Raw genomic sequence first — 17,465 nt, 5'->3', positions numbered from 1 at the left:
GTATAAATTTTTGTAGTTACAGCTTACATTGCTCTAAAACAAAATCTATAATCGATTCGGTTTCGTCATATTCAAACCAATGTACCGAATTGTCTCTTCTGTACCATGTTAGCTGTCTTTTAGCATATCTCCGCGAATTTTTTTTGATTTCCTCAATTGCTTTTTCCAGTGACAATACTCCGTCAAGAAAATCAAATAATTCTCTATATCCAACCGTTAACAAAGCGTTGGTATTTCTGTACGGCAACAATTCTCGCACCTCTTCAAGTAATCCTTGTTGCATCATTTTATCTACCCTTTGATTAATTCTATCATATATAATTTCTCTGGGAGCTGTCAAACCTATTTTTATACTTGTAAAATTCCGGGATTTTTTGTTGTTTTTCCGAAAGGCACTATAAGGTTTTCCAGTCTGTTCGTATACTTCTAAAGCTCTTACAATACGGGAAGGATTATGTACATCAACCTGATAGTAATATTCAGGATCTACCTTAAGCAATTTTTCCTGAAGATATTCTATACCTTTTGACTCTAGCTCCTCAATCAGCGAAGCTTTGATCTTAGAATCTGCATCCGGAAATTCATCCAGACCTTCATTAACAGCTTTTTCATAAAGTCCGGAACCTCCTACCATAACAACTTGATTATAATTCTGGAAAAGGTTTGTGATTTTTGTTATTGCTTCTTTTTCGTATTCTCCTACTGAATACTCCTGCAAAATTGATAAGTTACCTATGAAATGATGAGGCACTGCGTTTAATTCTTCTTTGGTGGGAAAGGCTGTACCTATTTTCATTTCTTTATAAAACTGACGACTGTCACAAGAAATAATTTCAGTATTTAAATGTTGTGCTATGTCAATAGAAAGACGAGTCTTACCGATAGCGGTAGGACCTATAACTGAAAATAAAATTTTAGATTTGTCACTATTTGATAACGAAGACTGCATTCTTTTGTTTTTCCCATTCCCGGAACTTATCTACTTCTTTGAAAAGCTTTGACATAGCAAAAAAAGCAATCGTAATGTCATCAAGTATTCCTATACCAACAAAAAAACCAGGGATTAAATCTATAGGTGAAATTATATAAAAGATTAGAAACGTAAAGATAAATATGTTCTTTATTCCCGGCTTATAATTCCCGGATAATGAAGTTTTTAACATCCTGAATAAATCAGGGAATTTTGATACAAATTTTTTATTACCCATAAGAATTCCCAACAACATTTTTACTTTCATCTACTTAAGTTTTATTATTTTTTGTTTTATAAATTTTAGTCTCTTCCACATTTACAATTAGTGCCTCCACATCCATTTTTTTTCGTTAAAAAGGTTTCTCTGAATAATTTTACAATATACCATACAGCTAAGATCAGAGACAAAGCAATAAATGCATATTGAAAAACGGGATATGCATATTGGTTAAAAGTATCATGTATATACTGTGTGTACTTACTCATGACTTAATTTATTTAGAAATATTCTATGCAAAGATACATCTTTATTTCCACTTCTAACTATTTTAAAGTCATAACTTAAAGCTTTTAGAATACGGATAAATCCAAATTAATTACAAAAATTTTTATTTTTATATCTAATTAAATATAAAGACTTTTCCTTTGAAAAAAATATCTATTTATAAAAAAATAGTTACGTAAACTAAATGTATATTTCATGTACCTTTTTTCCTAAATTTTATTTATAAAATATTGTAAATCATTTGTATGTAAAATAATGTGCGTTGGTAGGGTTCTTTTATTTAATCTTTTGTTCCTCAATGCTGATTAAGTTGAATAGCTCTGGGTAAATAGTAATATTAAAACTTCCATTTATACTTTGTAAATTTATTGATTTTGTTAGAAAAAAATTCTGTTTTTTATTCATTATTAATAATTGACTTTTTAATATTTTCTGTTTGCTGAATCAATTCTTCAATAATTTGCGTGGTAGAATTCCCTGAGAAAGAATTAAGTGATTGTCCTGTCCAAATACTTACAAAGTCGGTGTTTTTATAGGATTTCGCAATTTTTTTCAACTCGGAGGTCAATTTATATTGATACGGATAAGGTAATATAAACTCCGTATTTTCTATTGTATCAATAAAAATATTTCTTATACCTCTCGCATATTTTCCAGAAAAACTTTTCGTCAAGATAACATCCTTTTCTTTAACACTTCTTAATCTTGCTTTTTCAGCTTCATTTAATGAACTTTCAACTGAACCTAAAAGTAAACTTCCAATCTGAAAACCTTGTGCTCCAAGAATCTTCGAGGCTAATAAAGTATTTGCATTATAAATACCTCCAGCATAAATAAGAGGAACATTCACATGATCATATACTTGTGAAAGCAAAGATAACCCTCCTATTTTTGGAATATCATCTAGAATATCTTCATTAACAAAACTCCCTCTATGTCCACCTGCTTCTATTCCTTGAACACAAATTATGTCAATACCTAAATTTTCTAGTATTTTTGCTTCCTCAACTGAGGTACAGGTACCTATTAAAAAAGTTTCGTTAACTTTTAGTTTTTCTATACTTTGTTTATCCAGCTTACCAAATGTAAAACTTAAAATTTTACAATTTTCACCAATTATTGCATCTATTTGATCCTGATAATCTGTAAATTGAAGATCTTCTAATTCCGGTAATACAAAATCAATTGAATGTTGATATGCCAATTTTTGAATAAACTGTTTTGCATTTTTATATTTGATTTTTAATTCATCAGTAATCGGAGGTATATTATTAACGAAAATATTAACCGCAAAAGGCTTATTAGTCATTTTCTTGGTTTTTCGGATTATTTCCACACACTTTTCTGCTGATAAATCTCCCAAAGGTAGTACGCCTAATATATTTGCTTTTGCTGAAGCCACTACCATTTCAGGAGTAGCTACTCCAAACATGGGTGCTTGAATAATCGGATAATCAATACCTAATAATTGAATAATTTTATTCTCCCATCTCATTTTTAATTCAAATTTTAGATGATCAAAAATACAAAATTTTATCCCATACATTACTATTGAAATATTTTTAACATTAATTTAATAACGCTTGCTTTTTTCATATTATCATTGTAATTACTCAATTTACACACATTGAAAAATTTTTAAACAACAAATGCATCTTGTGTTCTTCCTCTATAAAAAAAAACTTATTTTTGTAGAAATTTAGAGGTTTTATAATGTTTAGTAAAGAAGACGAAGAACTAGATCATCCTTCTCATACGGAGTATACTCCTATTAGAGAGGATGCTTTTGCAATTTCACCGGAAAAAAAACAAGAACTGATTCAGAAACATTTTGCTGAAATTATGAATATCCTTGGACTGGATATGAATGATGACAGTTTAAGGGATACTCCTAAGCGTGTGGCTAAAATGTACGTTAATGAAATATTCGGAGGGTTACTTCCTGAAAATAAACCTTCTGTTTCAACTTTTGAAAATAACTATAAGTACAGACAAATGCTTATAGAAAAAGACATTACCGTATATTCTACCTGCGAGCATCATTTCCTGCCTATAATTGGGAAAGCACATGTTGCTTACATTTCTAACGGCACTGTCATAGGATTATCTAAAATTAACCGTATTGTTAATTATTATGCCCGCCGCCCTCAGGTTCAGGAGCGTCTTACAAGACAAATAGTAGAAGCTATCAAGGAAGCTCTAAATACAAAAGATGTTGCCTGCGTTATCGATGCTAAGCATTTGTGTGTTAACTCCAGAGGTATTCAGGATTATAATAGCAGTACTGTAACTGCTGAGCTAAGCGGTATGTTTAGAAACAACCCGACAACAAGAAAAGAATTTTTACATTATATAGGAATCGACTCCCATTTTAAAATTTAGAAAATGCGTACATTTAAAGACAATCAGATTAAACTTTATAATTCTTTACACGGAAAAAAAGAAGACTTTATTCCGCTACATGAAGGTTTTATCGGTATGTATGTCTGCGGTCCTACCGTGTACAATAATGTACATTTAGGTAATTGCCGCACATTTTTGTCTTTTGATGTGATAAACCGCTATTTTCGCCATTTAGGTTATAAAGTACGTTATGTTCGTAATATAACCGATGCCGGTCATTTGACGGATGATAATTCTGAAGATAAAATTTCAACCCGTGCCCGTCTTGAACGGATTGAACCTATGGAGGTGGTTCAAAAATATACTTTAAATTTTCATAGAGTTCTTGAACAGCTTAATTTATTACCTCCGGATATAGAGCCTACTGCAACCGGACATATTGTTGAACAAATTGAACTGATTAAAGAACTTCTTACCAAAGGTCTTGCTTACGTTGCTAACGGATCGGTTTATTTTGATGTTACGAAATATAATGATGAAGGAGGAAACTATGGAGAGTTAAGTGGCAGACGAATTGAAGATATGATTGCTAATACAAGGGATTTGGACGGACAGGGTGAAAAGAAAAATCCGCAGGATTTTGCTCTTTGGAAAAAGGCGTCCCCCGAACATATTATGAGATGGCCTTCTCCCTGGAGCGATGGCTTCCCCGGATGGCATCTTGAATGTACTGCTATGAGCACTAAATATTTAGGAAAACAATTTGATATTCATGGTGGAGGTATGGATTTAAAATTTCCTCATCACGAATGTGAAATAGCACAAGCCAAAGGAAGTTATGGTGAGGAACCTGTAAAATATTGGCTTCATGCTAATATGCTTACTTTAAACGGTCAGAAAATGAGTAAATCTACGGGTAATACCATTCTTCCAGAAGAACTGATTTCCGGAAATAATTCTTTTTTTGAAAAACCCATCCATCCTATTGTTGTTCGATTTTTCTTTTTACAGGCTCACTACCGCAGTATTCTGGACTTATCTAATGAGGCTGTTATGGCTGCTGAAAAAGGTTTTTTCCGCTTAGCTTCTGCAATTGAAAAACTTCCTTTAATTACTCCCGGCTCTACTTCCAGCTTTAATATTCAAGAATGGATAGATAATTGCTATGAGGCTCTGAATGATGATTTTAATACACCTATTTTAATTTCTCATTTATTTGATGCGGCTAAGCTTATTAATAATCTGGATTTAAAGAATGAAACTTTATCAGCGCAGGATTTGGAATTATTTCAAAAGGCTGTTCATTCTTATTTTTACGATATATTAGGACTGGAACTTCTTTCCGATAGTTTTAATGATACCAGTAAACTGGATAGTGCTATGAAAGTACTTATAGATTTAAGAAACAAGGCCCGATTAGAGAAAGACTGGCCTTTGTCCGATGAAATCAGAGATCGATTATCAGAATCGGGGATTATTCTTAAAGACGGAAAAGAAGGTACAACTTATGATATTGAATAATCTCCCCGCTATGAATATCCGATACTTGTTTATATGCTTGTTTATATTAATTGTAACCGGCTGTAGTCATAAAAATAAAACCGCAGGAGATTCAACTGTGATTCCTGCGGAAAATGTAATAAATCCTATAACAGCCAAAAAGACTAAGGCTAAGATTACAGGTGAAAGAAATAAAGTTGAGATAGGCACTGAAAAACCTGATGCCTGGACTATTCTATATAAAGATGATCAAGGCAATCTTCGCTCTACCATTATTAAAAAGCAACCGGAATATAAAAACCAGATTGGTGACAGTGTTGTTATCTATTATGATCCTACACATCCACAGAGTTTGCCTATTTACGAGTTACAGTACCTCATGCTTTCTCAATAAGATTATTTTCAAATTTATTTTTTAATTTCAATTGTTGCATTTATTAATGGAATAAAAGTTCAAATTATTTTAAAATTTTACTTTTGGTCATCAAGAATGACTTTACAACTAACTAACAACTTTGTTTTAAAAAACAACTAAAACCCTTCCTTGCAATAAATTTATATTCTCTTTCGTACCAAAATTATTGTTATTTCCTAAAGATAGATAGGAATAGTTAATTTTAAATCCGATATACTTATTCAGGTAATAATTTATACCCGCAGAAAAATCATTAATTCTACCTCCTTTTAAACTTTCATTTGAAAAAAAGCCATCGTTAAGATCAGTATAATCATATCTTACGACAAGTTCCAGAGTTTTATCTTTAGGTCTTTTTAACCGACGATCTTCCAGATTATATTTATATAATTGATCTCCCAGCAGCAATAAACCTGATTGTGCATAAAAACCGTAAGCATCATACGAGTGATACTCTTTTCTCCTATTTACATGGAGATTGTAATATTCTCCCTGTAAGAAAAAAGGTCCTGAAGCAGTTATAAATTCCGCAACAAATCGCAGCTGATTTTTAACCTGATCAAGGGTAAAATTTATGGGTTTCTTTTTTTCAACTCTGGTATCTAAATTACTTGAATAATTCATAAATCTCTGAGTATTATTATTTTCATCAACTCCATTTCTATTTCCGGTGCGATACTCGGCAGATATACCTAAATGAATTAAATTCTTTTTGCTGTTCAATGGTGCATAAGATAATTTTCCTATAAAAGCATAACCCTGATTTCCTTCTTTTACATCGGATATGGCGTCATTATCTGAAAAGATTCCCCCGCTATAATAAACTTTATCATTCCAATTTACATAAGTTATGCCTAACTGACGACTAGTTCCAAATACCTGTGTACTTACAGAAGCTGTCATGAACTTTTGCCAGGCAGATCCTTCCCAGTTTTCGAGCCCAAATTGTTCTCCATAATACCCCAGCTTGACCCAAGATCTATCATTAATATTGTATTTGAGATGTAAATCTTTTGTGTTTACTTTTTTATCGTTAAACCCCATATCAATCTTTACGTCCCATTTTTTATAGGTCATTTTAGCTGTTAACCTTGTATCAGTGATAGTTGTCCCGTTTCCCAAAGGAGTTTTATCATCGAAATATAAAGCTCCGTCGAAAACTATCCGTCCCCCCATGGTCACAGATATTTTATCATCTTCACCTTCACCGGTTTTAACATTTAGTGACTGACCATTTCCCATAATACAGAATAAGAAAAGACCTAAAGAAAAATTTTTAATTTTTACTATGTTCATTTTTTATGGCATAAGATTAAGTTTAGCTTCTTCAGGACCCATACATAATCCTGAAAGAAGCTATGTAATTGACTTTTATTTCATTTTATAATCTACCGGCTTTCCAATGGCTCCACTCGGCATTTGTATTTTTAATAAAGCCGAAATCGTGGGTGCAATATCTGTCATATACACTTCTTCAGTAGTCCGGCCATGTGGAATCCTCCACCCCATTAAGATAAAAGGAATATGCGCATCATCGGGTCCCCAGGTCCCATGCGTTCCTCCTTTAGTAGGATCCGGATAGTCCCAGTCATACCAACCTGCCTTTAAAATAATTTGTATTTCTCCTGAAAGGTCTTTGTTATAACCATTAATAATTTTTTCTTTAATATAATGAGGTACCGTAGCCTGAGATGCTTTCTTCATATCTACGGCATACAAAACTCCATCCATAGTTTGCAGATAATCTATACAACTTTGTTTTAACTCCTCTATGTTTAAACCACTTTCTTTGATAGCATCATAGTTTAAATTTACCTGATAATTCATAAAGCTTCTTACCAAATTATCTTTCCCGAATTTGGATTTTAAGTGATCATTTAGTTTTTTTGCATAGGGTGAGAATACCCAAACATCTGCGGGCATTTTATGATCATTAAGGAATTTTGCATTTGGATTTCCGGCATGATCTGCACTTAGAAATACAAGATAATTACCTTTTCCTATTTTAGAATCCAAATGATTCAATAAATCTGCTATTTCTTTATCCAGCTTGATATAAGAGTCCTCTGTTAAAATTGAATTTATGGAATAATGGTGGGCCATCTTATCTGGAGATGAATAACTAACTGCAAGAAAATCGGTATCTCCTGAAGAGTTATTTCCCAATTTTTCATTGTCAATTGCCAGTTTGGCTATATCTGTAGTTGTTGTATTACCATATGGTGTATATTGAATCAAACCAACTCCTAAAGTTTTTATCATTTCAGAAGTTTTCATAGGAAATGAGGGAGTTTCATAATTTTTAAATCCTGTTTCATATCTACCTAATAATTTAATATCCGGACTTTGGATATAGGTAGATATTGGGTATTCGGGATTCCAATCTCTTGAAAGATATTTTTCAGGCATTTTTTTGGCATTGTATTGAGATAACCAGGCTGGAAGACTCTGCATATAATATGTACTGCTTATCCAATTTCCTGATTTAGCATCAAACCAATATGCCGCATCTGCGGCATGGCCTGCAGGAAGTATGCTACCTCTATCTTTTAATGACACTCCTATTACTTTAGAACGAAAATTAGTGGCGTATTTCAATTGATCTGTTACTGTTGTCACTTTAAGGTTATACGGTGACATTTTTCCTACTTTATTTTCCGGATCATCAATACCTACTGTTTTTACTTTAGGATCTTCAGTACAATAAATATTTCTACCGGTTGCCTGTTCGGTAAAATCATTGCCGGCAATTCCATGTATGGATGGTACGGAACCTGTATAAACTGTACTATGACCAATGGCTGTAAATGACGGTATGTAATTAACCATACAATTTTCAAATGAAAATCCTTCATTTAATAATCTTTTAAAACCATTGTCTCCATATCGATCGTACAAACGATATAGATAATCCCATCTCATTTGATCTACAATAATTCCAACGACTAATTTTGGATGACTTTCCTGTTTCTTTTTCTGTGCTTTGACTAATGAGCATAACATCAAAAAGCTCAATAAAGCAAGAGTACATTTTTTAATTTTCATAATCTTTTCGATAAATATTTCGGATAAACCTAAGTATATAAAGGCTTTTTGATGGGTTGTATTTGTTGCTTTATTTGCTTACAACTATTTACAATAGAAAAGCATTTTATCAGATCGTATTTTTTGCTTTGATATGATTATTTTTTTTTCAATAAACAATCTGAAAAAATTATTTTATCTGAAAAAATGACAAAAAAATTAAAAATGATTTCCAACTGGTTTATTTTAATAAAAACCAAAAGTTCCGATTTTATATATGGATATTAGATATAAAATAACTCCACATTAAAATTATATGAAAAATTATCTTTACTTATTTAAGGTTCTTACTCTATTATGTTTATTTTCTTGTAAAAAAAATCATTCTTTGCTTCCACTGAATCAGGCAGAATTTTTTTTTGATGATCAGCTGTCATCCATTTCAACAGATTTTACACACTCTATTTGGATAGGTTCTGAGAATGGAAAAGTTTTTAAATTTTCCAATTACGAGGTGAAAAAATTTAATTTAGCTGATGACAGAATATATAAAGTTTCTTCTATTAGTTATAAATCTGATACGTTACTTCTTGTTGCTTCCAGAAATAATGGATTAGAAGTCTGGAAAAATACTAAAAGCAAAAATTTAGTAAAAATAAAAACCTACACGATTCACAATAAGGGTTATCAATATTCCCCATATGATTATATTATGGATAAAGATTCTCTTTTTGTAGCTACTTCGTTTGGATTATATAAAACTTCTTTAAAATCAGACTTTATTGATATGAAACCGGTTATCACACTTACTGACGGAACACGAAATAAAAATAACCATTTGCTGATAACACATAATATTTGCATTTATCAGGACAGTTTAATTCTGGGTTCCACTTCTCAAGGACTGGTTTCATACAATAGAAATAAAAATTCATATACGTATTTGATTAAAAATAAAACTATTGAGTATGTTTCTGTTTTCAGAGATACTTTATATGCTTTAAGTGGAAACTATTTGTATAGTAAATCTTATGATCAGAAAAATTGGAAAAAAAAGCAGGTTAAAGAAAACTCAAAAGTATTTATAAAAAATACTGATACACTTTCAACTCTACTATCTTCCCATCATTTCACGCTTACTTATAGATCCGAAAAATTTTCCATACAAAATTTGGATGGATTTCCGTTAAGTTTCGAAGGGAGAAATATTTGTGTTTCCGATTCTTTGCAAAAACTTATCTATGTCATAAGTAAGAATGCTCTGTGGAAGATTCCTTTTAATTACAATCTTAAATATAAAAATGAGAATAAAAGGATCATTACTTCCTTTCAAAACAGCAGTTTCTCTTATTTCCTGACTTCGCAGAATGATTTATATTGTTTGAAAAATAACTCATTAAAAGCTTATTGGGTTTGCACTTTAGATCAAAATCAGAGCATAGCAGGAATAGATGTTATTGGTAATTATTTGTATTATTATACAGACAAGAATGAGGTTTACAGAATAAAAATTAAATTAAAATCTTTTTACCCCTTAGCTAAATCTGAATTTATATTTAAGTGTCCATCACGTATTATTTCAACATTTTCAAGTTCAGAGAATTTAACTGATTTCACCTATCTCATAGGAACTCAATCCGGTTTGTATTACTTAAATAAAGACTTTCAAATTGAAAAACAATACTCAGCCGAATCATTATATATTACGGCTTTTTATAAGCTGAATAAAAATGTTTATTTTTCAACATTGAACAACGGAATTTATCTTTACTCCGATACTTTAAAAAAAATAAGCCATACTAGAGATTATCCATCAATCAAAGATTTTATATTAACAAATATAAATAATAAAGAATTTATCATTCTCACTAATAAGCACATCATTTATAAAAAATTTAAATTTCCTGTCTATTCATTGAACATAAATAAGCTGAAGCCTGTTAACGACAGTATGTTTTTAGCGATTTCTAATAAGGGTATTTACCCTTTTTATATACATCAGGATAGTTTTCAAATTAAATCACCCGGCTTTCAAAACTTAAGCATCTATAATTCACTGGTTCAATCGAACGATATTCTTTTATGTACGGAATCCGGAGTTTTAAAGATAAATTCTGACAATTTAAAAAAATATGAAGAAATACATCTTAATAAAATAAATTATTGGTCTCTTTTTATCACCTTTTGTTTTTTCTTTTGTTTTATTTTTTATACAATTTATAAAACTGTTTATTTAAAAAATATAAAACTTGAATGTAGAGTTCAAAAATTAAAAGATCTTATTATTGATTTACCTGACTTAATAAAAAATTCTGATTTAGAAATCTTAGATATTTATTGGAACATACAACAAAATTTATCAATAACTGACAAGAAAAAACCAAAAAATCAAAAAATTTTTTTTACTAAACAAATCAACTCAATATATTCTTTATTTATATTAATATTATTAAAGCAAAAAAAACAGTTAAAAGAAATAAATTCATTCGAATCTCTTAAAATGATATCCAAGTCGGAAGAAATTCAAAACACCGGTGACTGCTATAAACTTAAAATATGCATTGATACGAATTATCTTTGGATAAATGATTTTTACAAGCTTAAGAATGAGATTACTGAGATAATAAGATTAATTAATTCAGGAATAATTATTGAAGGATATACTGATGTTTTATTAAATCATATGGAAAATATGTACAAAAGTATGTATGATGAAAAGATTGCAGTTCTTCGTTTTAAAAAAGATCATCTAATTTCTGATTTTGTAAAAGATAATAATACGAATATTTATTCTCATATTCATTTAAAAAAAGAAATTATACTGATACGTGAAACTTTAGAAAAATACACTTTATATAACTCTTATACGGATTCTATGAGGGTATCCTTAGCAAAATACAGTCAATTATCAGATTATGGTCATGAAATATGGAAAATACTTAAAGATTTAAAGGAAATAAAAGTTCAAACTCAAATACTTTTAATTTTAAATACAGTTTTTAATTTGTGTTTGAAATATAAATTAAATATTGATATTCTTATGAAAGAAAATACACTAAACTCTAATACTTCTATCGTAAATACCCTTTATTCAGAAACACAAAATAAAAATTTTATTTTATCCAGAGAAATAGATGAATTACTATCAACTTTTTTTAATAGTCTCCCTAAAGATGAATTTAACTTAATCACTGAGGTACTTAAAATAAATAATTTTAAGAGTCAAAATGCTAAAATTCTGGTATTGTTATTTTCAGATAAACATATAAAACGTACGATTATTCCCGGAATCCTTAATGTATACAGCAATTTAAATCCAATCATTAGCCGATTACTTAATAACCGGATTAAAAATAACATAAATGCTATTGAAGAATTTGAGCTTTCCCATCCTAACAGCCTAATAGCTAAAATTTTAAAATCTTTATGTAAATAAGTGCTAATATAATTCATAAAAAAAAAGTTTCAGCGTATACGCTGAAACTTTTTTTATAATTGGTTAGAATGAAAATTTTCAAAATCCGGAATAATCTTTTCCGTATGAGATTGTAAGCTTTCTTCCGAATTTGTCGTAGATAGCGCTATCACTTTCATTCCCGCTTTTTTACCTGCTTCTATACCCGCAAAAGAATCTTCAAAAACAACACATTCATCGGGTTTACAGCCAACCAATTCAGCAGCCAGCAAGTAACAATCGGGTGCAGGTTTTCCTTTTTGTATATCATCCCCTGTTACTTCTGCATCAAATGTATTTTTTAAACCCAATTTTTCCAAAGCTATATTTGCTTTGAACTTCATGGAACTTGTTACAAGTGCTATTTTAAATCCCTCAGCCTTCAATTCCTTTATGAAATCATGAATTCCTGGAATAGGTCTATATTCTAAATCGTTTTTTTCAAAATCCGATACTATAGTCGCTAGATCAGTAATTTCTTTTTCTGACATATGTGAAAAGTAATTCGAAACAATATCCGGCCATCGAACTCCTTTGATTTTACTCATAAAATCAGAAGGTAAATTATATTTAGGAATAAACGAATGAAAAAAAGTATCGTATTGCGTTTCTGTATCTGTAACCACACCATCCATATCAAACAGGACTGCTTTTATTGCCATAATTATAATGTTTTTTAAAATTTTAAATTTAATATTTAAGGAAAAAGCCATTGGGTAAAAAAACTGGCTTTACCACGTATAATCAATTTTTATAAGGTAGTGTTTAAACCAGCAATTCTGATTTCGCATATCTATTTCTCTAAGTAATCAGCTTACAACAAATGTACAAATTTTATACTTCTCAAAAACAATTGAACATCTTTATTGCCTGTAGTTATAACTGAATTTAAATTCTTTAAATTATACTGTTTTCAACAAGTTTATTCTTCATTCATGAGTTTCTGAAATTTATCTGTAAACAATCCTACATGATAACCATCCATAAGTCCGTGATGTACGTGAATAGATACAGGCATGGTTTTTATCCCTTCCTTTTCTGTTACTTTACCAAATGTAATTTTGGGTGAGCTGTCGGGGTAAGTAAAACTTCGTGCATGCGAGAAAGCTGTAAAATCAATCCAGGGAATAGCTGAAAAATGAATCACACTTTCTCCAGATACTGCAGGCATTAAATCATTTGACTGCTGTACTCTTTGAATCTCTTTTAAAGCCTCAGCATAAAAAATATTTTCATCCCGGAAATAATTTATATAAGCAAATCCAAAAGTACCATTAGGACGGTTAATGGTTGGTGAAGCACTTATGCTATCAAATAAATATATTTGTTTGTCTATGATACGGTATCTAAAATTTTCTATACTATTAGCTGCTTTTAATGCTCTGAATAAATAACTGAGAAAAAACGAATTATCATTGTCCTTTGCCATTCTATACGCTTGCGTACAATCAATAGTGACTGTAACTCCAAAAAACGGTTCTTCAAATTGAGAAAAAAAAAGAAAATGTTCTTTTCTATCCCATTGTTCCATATCAATTAATGTCTTCATTTCTACAAGTAATTCAAAATATTGTCAATACTTTTTAATTTTATAAAATTATCATTTTGCAGATTGATCTCTTGTTGCTCATGTACCCAGGTCACATGGTATGGAATGTATCCACCATAACCGCCCAACTCTAATACAGGTAAAATATCCGATTTAATAGAATTACCTAACATTAGAAAGTTTTCGGGTTTACAATCCAGATGTTTCAATAACTTCTGATAATCATGGACTTTTTTATCGCTCATTATTTCGATGTGGTGAAAATAGATTTCCAATCCTGATTTTTTAAGTTTCCTTTCCTGATCTAACAAATCTCCTTTGGTAGCAACTATTAATCGGTATTTCCCATTTAACTTCTCTAAAATCTTGTTTACACCAGGTAATAATTTTATAGGCTTTTGCAGAAGTTCCTTTCCTATAAATAGTATTTTATCAATAATATCTGATGAAACAGATTGATTTGAAATTCTATTTGCCGTCTCAATCATACATAAAACAAAGCCTTTTACACCATAGCCATAAAGATGTAGATTTTTCATTTCGGTTTTAAAAAGTTCCTTCGATATTAAGTGCTTAGGAAGATAATTTTCAAGTAAGGTACAAAATTGCTTTTCAGCTTCCTGAAAATAAGGTTCATTTACCCACAATGTATCATCTGCATCAAATGCGATAGTTTTTATATGGTTTTTCATTTTTTTCTTTTTAAAGATATTTTTATATCCTTAACTTACTTACAAATATAATTTAAATTAGTTACAGATGTTTATATTGTAAATGTTACTTAAATGAGTCATTATACTTCAAGTTTTAAAAGTTGAAATAACGAATTAACTGACAAATTTTTAAAATCAGGTATAGCAATCGTAGCAACTTCTTCCAACTGTTCTTTCGAATAATTAGTCATAATACCCACAATTAAATTTACACCGGCTGATTTTGCTGATTCAATCCCATTGAATGCATCTTCAAAAACTATACATTCGGAAGGTAACACATGAAGTTTATCTGCAGCTTTTTGGAAACATTCGGGATTAGGTTTTCCTATCGTTACATCATCAGCCGTCATAAGGATATCAAAACTTTTATCCAGACCAATATCTTTCATAGCTTTTTCCGCTCTTATTTTCAATGCTCCTGTGACTAATGCCAGTTTAAACGGATATTGTTTTAATGAATTTACAAAATCAACAACACCTTCAATCGGAGTATAAACCATCTCATTTAATTCATAGTATTTTATATCATCGGCAACCTGTTGCTGCTGCTCTGAGGATAAAAATGAAAAAAACTGAGCAACGATATCCTTAAGTCGTTTTCCTTTTACTTTATCCTTAAAGTCATCCATTACAAGACCGTATTTATCTTTTAATTGATCCCAAAAAATTTCATATTGTGATTCTGTATCTGTAACCACTCCATCCATATCAAGTAAAATTGCTTTGATTTTTGCCATAATTTCATTCTTTAAATTTTAAATAAGAAAGAAGAATTAAAGTTATTAATTCTTCTTTCCTTACCTTATCCATAAATAACCACAATTATGGATCTATATATGTAAAATATTTAGCCTAAAAATTCTTTAACCTGCTTATAAACATTTTCAGCAGTAAAGCCTAATTTTTCATCCAAAACAGCTGCAGGTGCTGAAAATCCAAAAGATTCCAATCCCCATATTTTTCCGCTGTCTCCCACCAAACCTTGTAGATTAACCGGAAGTCCTGCAGTTAAACCAAACTTTTTCTTGTCTTTTGGTAATACAGAATCCTGATATTCTTTCGGCTGACTTCTGAATAATCCTTCGGAAGGAACAGATACTATTCTTGTTTTTATACCGTCATTTTTAAGTAATTCAGCACCTTCTACCAAAGTGGACACTTCAGAACCGGAAGCTAATAAAATTACATCATAACCAGCATCTTCCTGAACGACATAAGCACCTTTAGATGACTGTAATGCTTCATCATATCGGTTTTGCTTAGCTGGTAAATCTTTTATATTCTGACGGGAAAAAATTAATCCGGTAGGTGTATGAGTGTTTTCCATTGCAAGTTTCCAGGCTACAGTAGTTTCCTGAACATCTGCTGGACGAAGCACTAACATGGAATTATGTCCTTTATGATTTTGAAGTTTTTCCATTAAACGGATTTGAGCTTCCTGTTCTACAGGCTCATGTGTAGGCCCGTCTTCTCCAACACGGAAAGCATCGTGAGTCCAGATAAATTTAACCGGTTGCTCCATCAAGGCTGCAACTCTGACTACTGGCTTCATATAATCAGAAAAAACGAAGAAGGTTGCACATGCAGGAATTACGCCACCATGAAGACTCATCCCCACGCATAAACAGGCCATTGTAAATTCAGCAACTCCTGCTTGTAAAAAAGCACCGGAAAAATCTCCTTTGGTTAATGCGTGCGTATGTTTTAAAAATCCGTCAGTTTTATCCGAGTTTGATAAATCGGCAGATGAAACTACCATATTTTCAACTTGCTGAGCCAATGTTTCCAGCACCGTTGCTGAAGCTGCACGGGTTGCTGCATTAGGTTTCTGCTCAATTTTCGCCCAATCAATTTCTGGTGTTTGACCTGAGAACCAGAATTTCATTTTCTCAGCCAATTCAGGGTTTGATTTAGCCCATTGTTCCTGCTCTGATTTTTTAACTGCTACAATTTTTTCAAGTTCTTCTGCTCGTTTAGCATATAATTCTTTAACTTCAGGGAAAATTGTAAACGGATTGGCCGGATCTCCTCCCAAATGCTGAATTGTATTTTCTAAACATGCACCTGCTTCCCCTAAAGGTTGTCCGTGTGTTGAAACTTTATTTTCAAAAGAATTTCCATTAGCATCTACAGCTCCTTTACCCATAATGGTATGACCGATAATTAATGTAGGTTTTGATTTTTCTGCTTTAGCTTCGGTTAATGCCTTACGAATTTGTTCCGGATTATTACCTTCAATGGAAATAACCTTCCAACCCCATGCTTGGTATTTGGCAGCGACATCCTCATTATCTACATCTTTCACTTTAGTTGAAAGCTGTATTCCGTTTGAATCATAGAACATAATCAAATTGTCAAGTCCTAAATGTCCAGCAATTCTTCCTGCACCCTGGGAAACTTCTTCCTGAATTCCGCCATCAGAGATAAATGCATAAATTGTCTGATTCATCTGCTCACCCAAACGGGCTTTCAGAAATTTAGCAGCAATAGCGGCTCCAACAGCATACGCATGCCCTTGCCCTAAAGGACCGGAAGTATTTTCGATACCGCGTTCTACATCCAGTTCCGGATGTCCGGGAGTGATACTTCCCCACTGACGGAATTGTTTAAGATCATCCATGGCAAACTTTCCGGTAAGAGCCAGTGTTGAATATAGCATTGGAGACATATGTCCAGGATCCATAAAAAAGCGATCCCTTTCTTCCCATTTCGGATTTTTAGGATCATATTCTAAAAATTCAGAATACAATACATTAATAAAATCAGCTCCACCCATGGCACCTCCGGGGTGTCCAGATTTTGCTTTTTCTACCATTGATGCAGCTAATATTCTGATATTGTCTGCTGCTCTGTTTAATGTTTGAATGTCAGCCATTTTTCGTCTTTTATTATTTTGAATATACAAATTTACATTTTAATTATCCTTAATATTAATTATATATAGTGAATTATACAACAAATATTATTTTTTTCTTTTAACTTAATT

General features: G+C 31.3%; 15 protein-coding genes. 4 read left to right on the top strand and 11 right to left on the bottom strand.

What is annotated here, in order from left to right:
* Window positions 1-16 precede the first annotated feature (16 nt).
* From miaA to EOV51_RS08580, 4 genes are all read right to left on the bottom strand, one after another.
* Window positions 17-949, bottom strand: a complete 933-nt coding sequence (gene miaA / locus EOV51_RS08595; protein ID WP_128151857.1) for a tRNA (adenosine(37)-N6)-dimethylallyltransferase MiaA — start codon at window positions 947-949, stop codon at window positions 17-19.
* Entirely contained in the window at window positions 927-1,238 is a 312-nt protein-coding gene (locus tag EOV51_RS08590; protein ID WP_128151855.1) for a YkvA family protein, read from the bottom strand. Before EOV51_RS08590 ends, miaA begins: the two co-directional genes overlap by 23 nt.
* Before the next feature lie 35 nt (window positions 1,239-1,273).
* On the bottom strand, window positions 1,274-1,459 hold the full coding sequence (locus EOV51_RS08585) for a hypothetical protein (RefSeq protein ID WP_128151853.1): 186 nt from the start codon (window positions 1,457-1,459) through the stop codon (window positions 1,274-1,276).
* Between the two features lie 416 nt (window positions 1,460-1,875).
* The gene (locus tag EOV51_RS08580; RefSeq protein WP_128151851.1) at window positions 1,876-2,973 is read right to left on the bottom strand and encodes an NAD(P)H-dependent flavin oxidoreductase; all 1,098 of its coding nucleotides are present in this window, start codon (window positions 2,971-2,973) and stop codon (window positions 1,876-1,878) included.
* Window positions 2,974-3,191: 218 nt separating this feature from the next.
* Between EOV51_RS08580 and folE the strand changes: the two genes are divergently transcribed.
* Genes folE through EOV51_RS08565 form a run of 3 tightly spaced genes read left to right on the top strand, consistent with a single transcriptional unit; the run spans window position 3,192 to window position 5,715 of the window.
* Window positions 3,192-3,860, top strand: coding sequence for a GTP cyclohydrolase I FolE (folE, locus tag EOV51_RS08575; RefSeq protein WP_128151849.1), 669 nt, complete (start codon window positions 3,192-3,194; stop codon window positions 3,858-3,860).
* A 3-nt stretch (window positions 3,861-3,863) separates the two neighbouring features.
* On the top strand, window positions 3,864-5,342 hold the full coding sequence (cysS, locus tag EOV51_RS08570; protein ID WP_128151847.1) for a cysteine--tRNA ligase: 1,479 nt from the start codon (window positions 3,864-3,866) through the stop codon (window positions 5,340-5,342).
* 10 nt (window positions 5,343-5,352) lie between these two features.
* Window positions 5,353-5,715 carry a hypothetical protein gene (locus tag EOV51_RS08565; RefSeq protein ID WP_128151845.1) on the top strand — a complete coding sequence of 121 codons (363 nt, stop codon included), beginning with the start codon at window positions 5,353-5,355 and terminating at the stop codon, window positions 5,713-5,715.
* Window positions 5,716-5,841: 126 nt separating this feature from the next.
* Here the strand turns inward: EOV51_RS08565 and EOV51_RS08560 are convergent, their stop codons facing one another.
* Together EOV51_RS08560 and pafA are read right to left on the bottom strand one after the other, a co-directional pair.
* Window positions 5,842-7,032, bottom strand: coding sequence for an OprO/OprP family phosphate-selective porin (locus EOV51_RS08560; protein ID WP_128151843.1), 1,191 nt, complete (start codon window positions 7,030-7,032; stop codon window positions 5,842-5,844).
* A 75-nt stretch (window positions 7,033-7,107) separates the two neighbouring features.
* Complete coding sequence (gene pafA / locus EOV51_RS08555) at window positions 7,108-8,781, bottom strand: alkaline phosphatase PafA (RefSeq protein WP_128151841.1); 1,674 nt, start codon at window positions 8,779-8,781, stop codon at window positions 7,108-7,110.
* 367 nt (window positions 8,782-9,148) lie between these two features.
* On the opposite strand from pafA, the gene EOV51_RS08550 reads away from it, so the two are divergent.
* Entirely contained in the window at window positions 9,149-12,196 is a 3,048-nt protein-coding gene (locus EOV51_RS08550) for a ligand-binding sensor domain-containing protein (RefSeq protein ID WP_128151839.1), read from the top strand.
* 53 nt (window positions 12,197-12,249) lie between these two features.
* Here the strand turns inward: EOV51_RS08550 and EOV51_RS08545 are convergent, their stop codons facing one another.
* From EOV51_RS08545 to EOV51_RS08525, 5 genes are all read right to left on the bottom strand, one after another.
* The gene (locus EOV51_RS08545; protein WP_128151837.1) at window positions 12,250-12,876 is read right to left on the bottom strand and encodes an HAD family hydrolase; all 627 of its coding nucleotides are present in this window, start codon (window positions 12,874-12,876) and stop codon (window positions 12,250-12,252) included.
* Between the two features lie 260 nt (window positions 12,877-13,136).
* On the bottom strand, window positions 13,137-13,763 hold the full coding sequence (locus tag EOV51_RS08540) for a chloramphenicol acetyltransferase (protein ID WP_128151835.1): 627 nt from the start codon (window positions 13,761-13,763) through the stop codon (window positions 13,137-13,139).
* Between the two features lie 2 nt (window positions 13,764-13,765).
* Window positions 13,766-14,455, bottom strand: coding sequence for an HAD family hydrolase (locus EOV51_RS08535; protein WP_128151833.1), 690 nt, complete (start codon window positions 14,453-14,455; stop codon window positions 13,766-13,768).
* A gap of 101 nt (window positions 14,456-14,556) precedes the next feature.
* A complete protein-coding gene (locus EOV51_RS08530; RefSeq protein ID WP_128151831.1) occupies window positions 14,557-15,216 on the bottom strand; it encodes an HAD family hydrolase in 660 nt (219 codons plus the stop codon).
* A gap of 110 nt (window positions 15,217-15,326) precedes the next feature.
* Entirely contained in the window at window positions 15,327-17,354 is a 2,028-nt protein-coding gene (locus EOV51_RS08525) for a transketolase family protein (RefSeq protein ID WP_128151829.1), read from the bottom strand.
* Window positions 17,355-17,465 lie beyond the last annotated feature (111 nt).

The sequence above is a fragment of the Apibacter raozihei genome (assembly GCF_004014855.1).
Taxonomy (GTDB): Bacteria; Bacteroidota; Bacteroidia; order Flavobacteriales; family Weeksellaceae; genus Apibacter; species Apibacter raozihei.
Note: the sequence above shows the minus strand (reverse complement) of the source record. Positions and strands in the feature narration are given on the sequence as shown.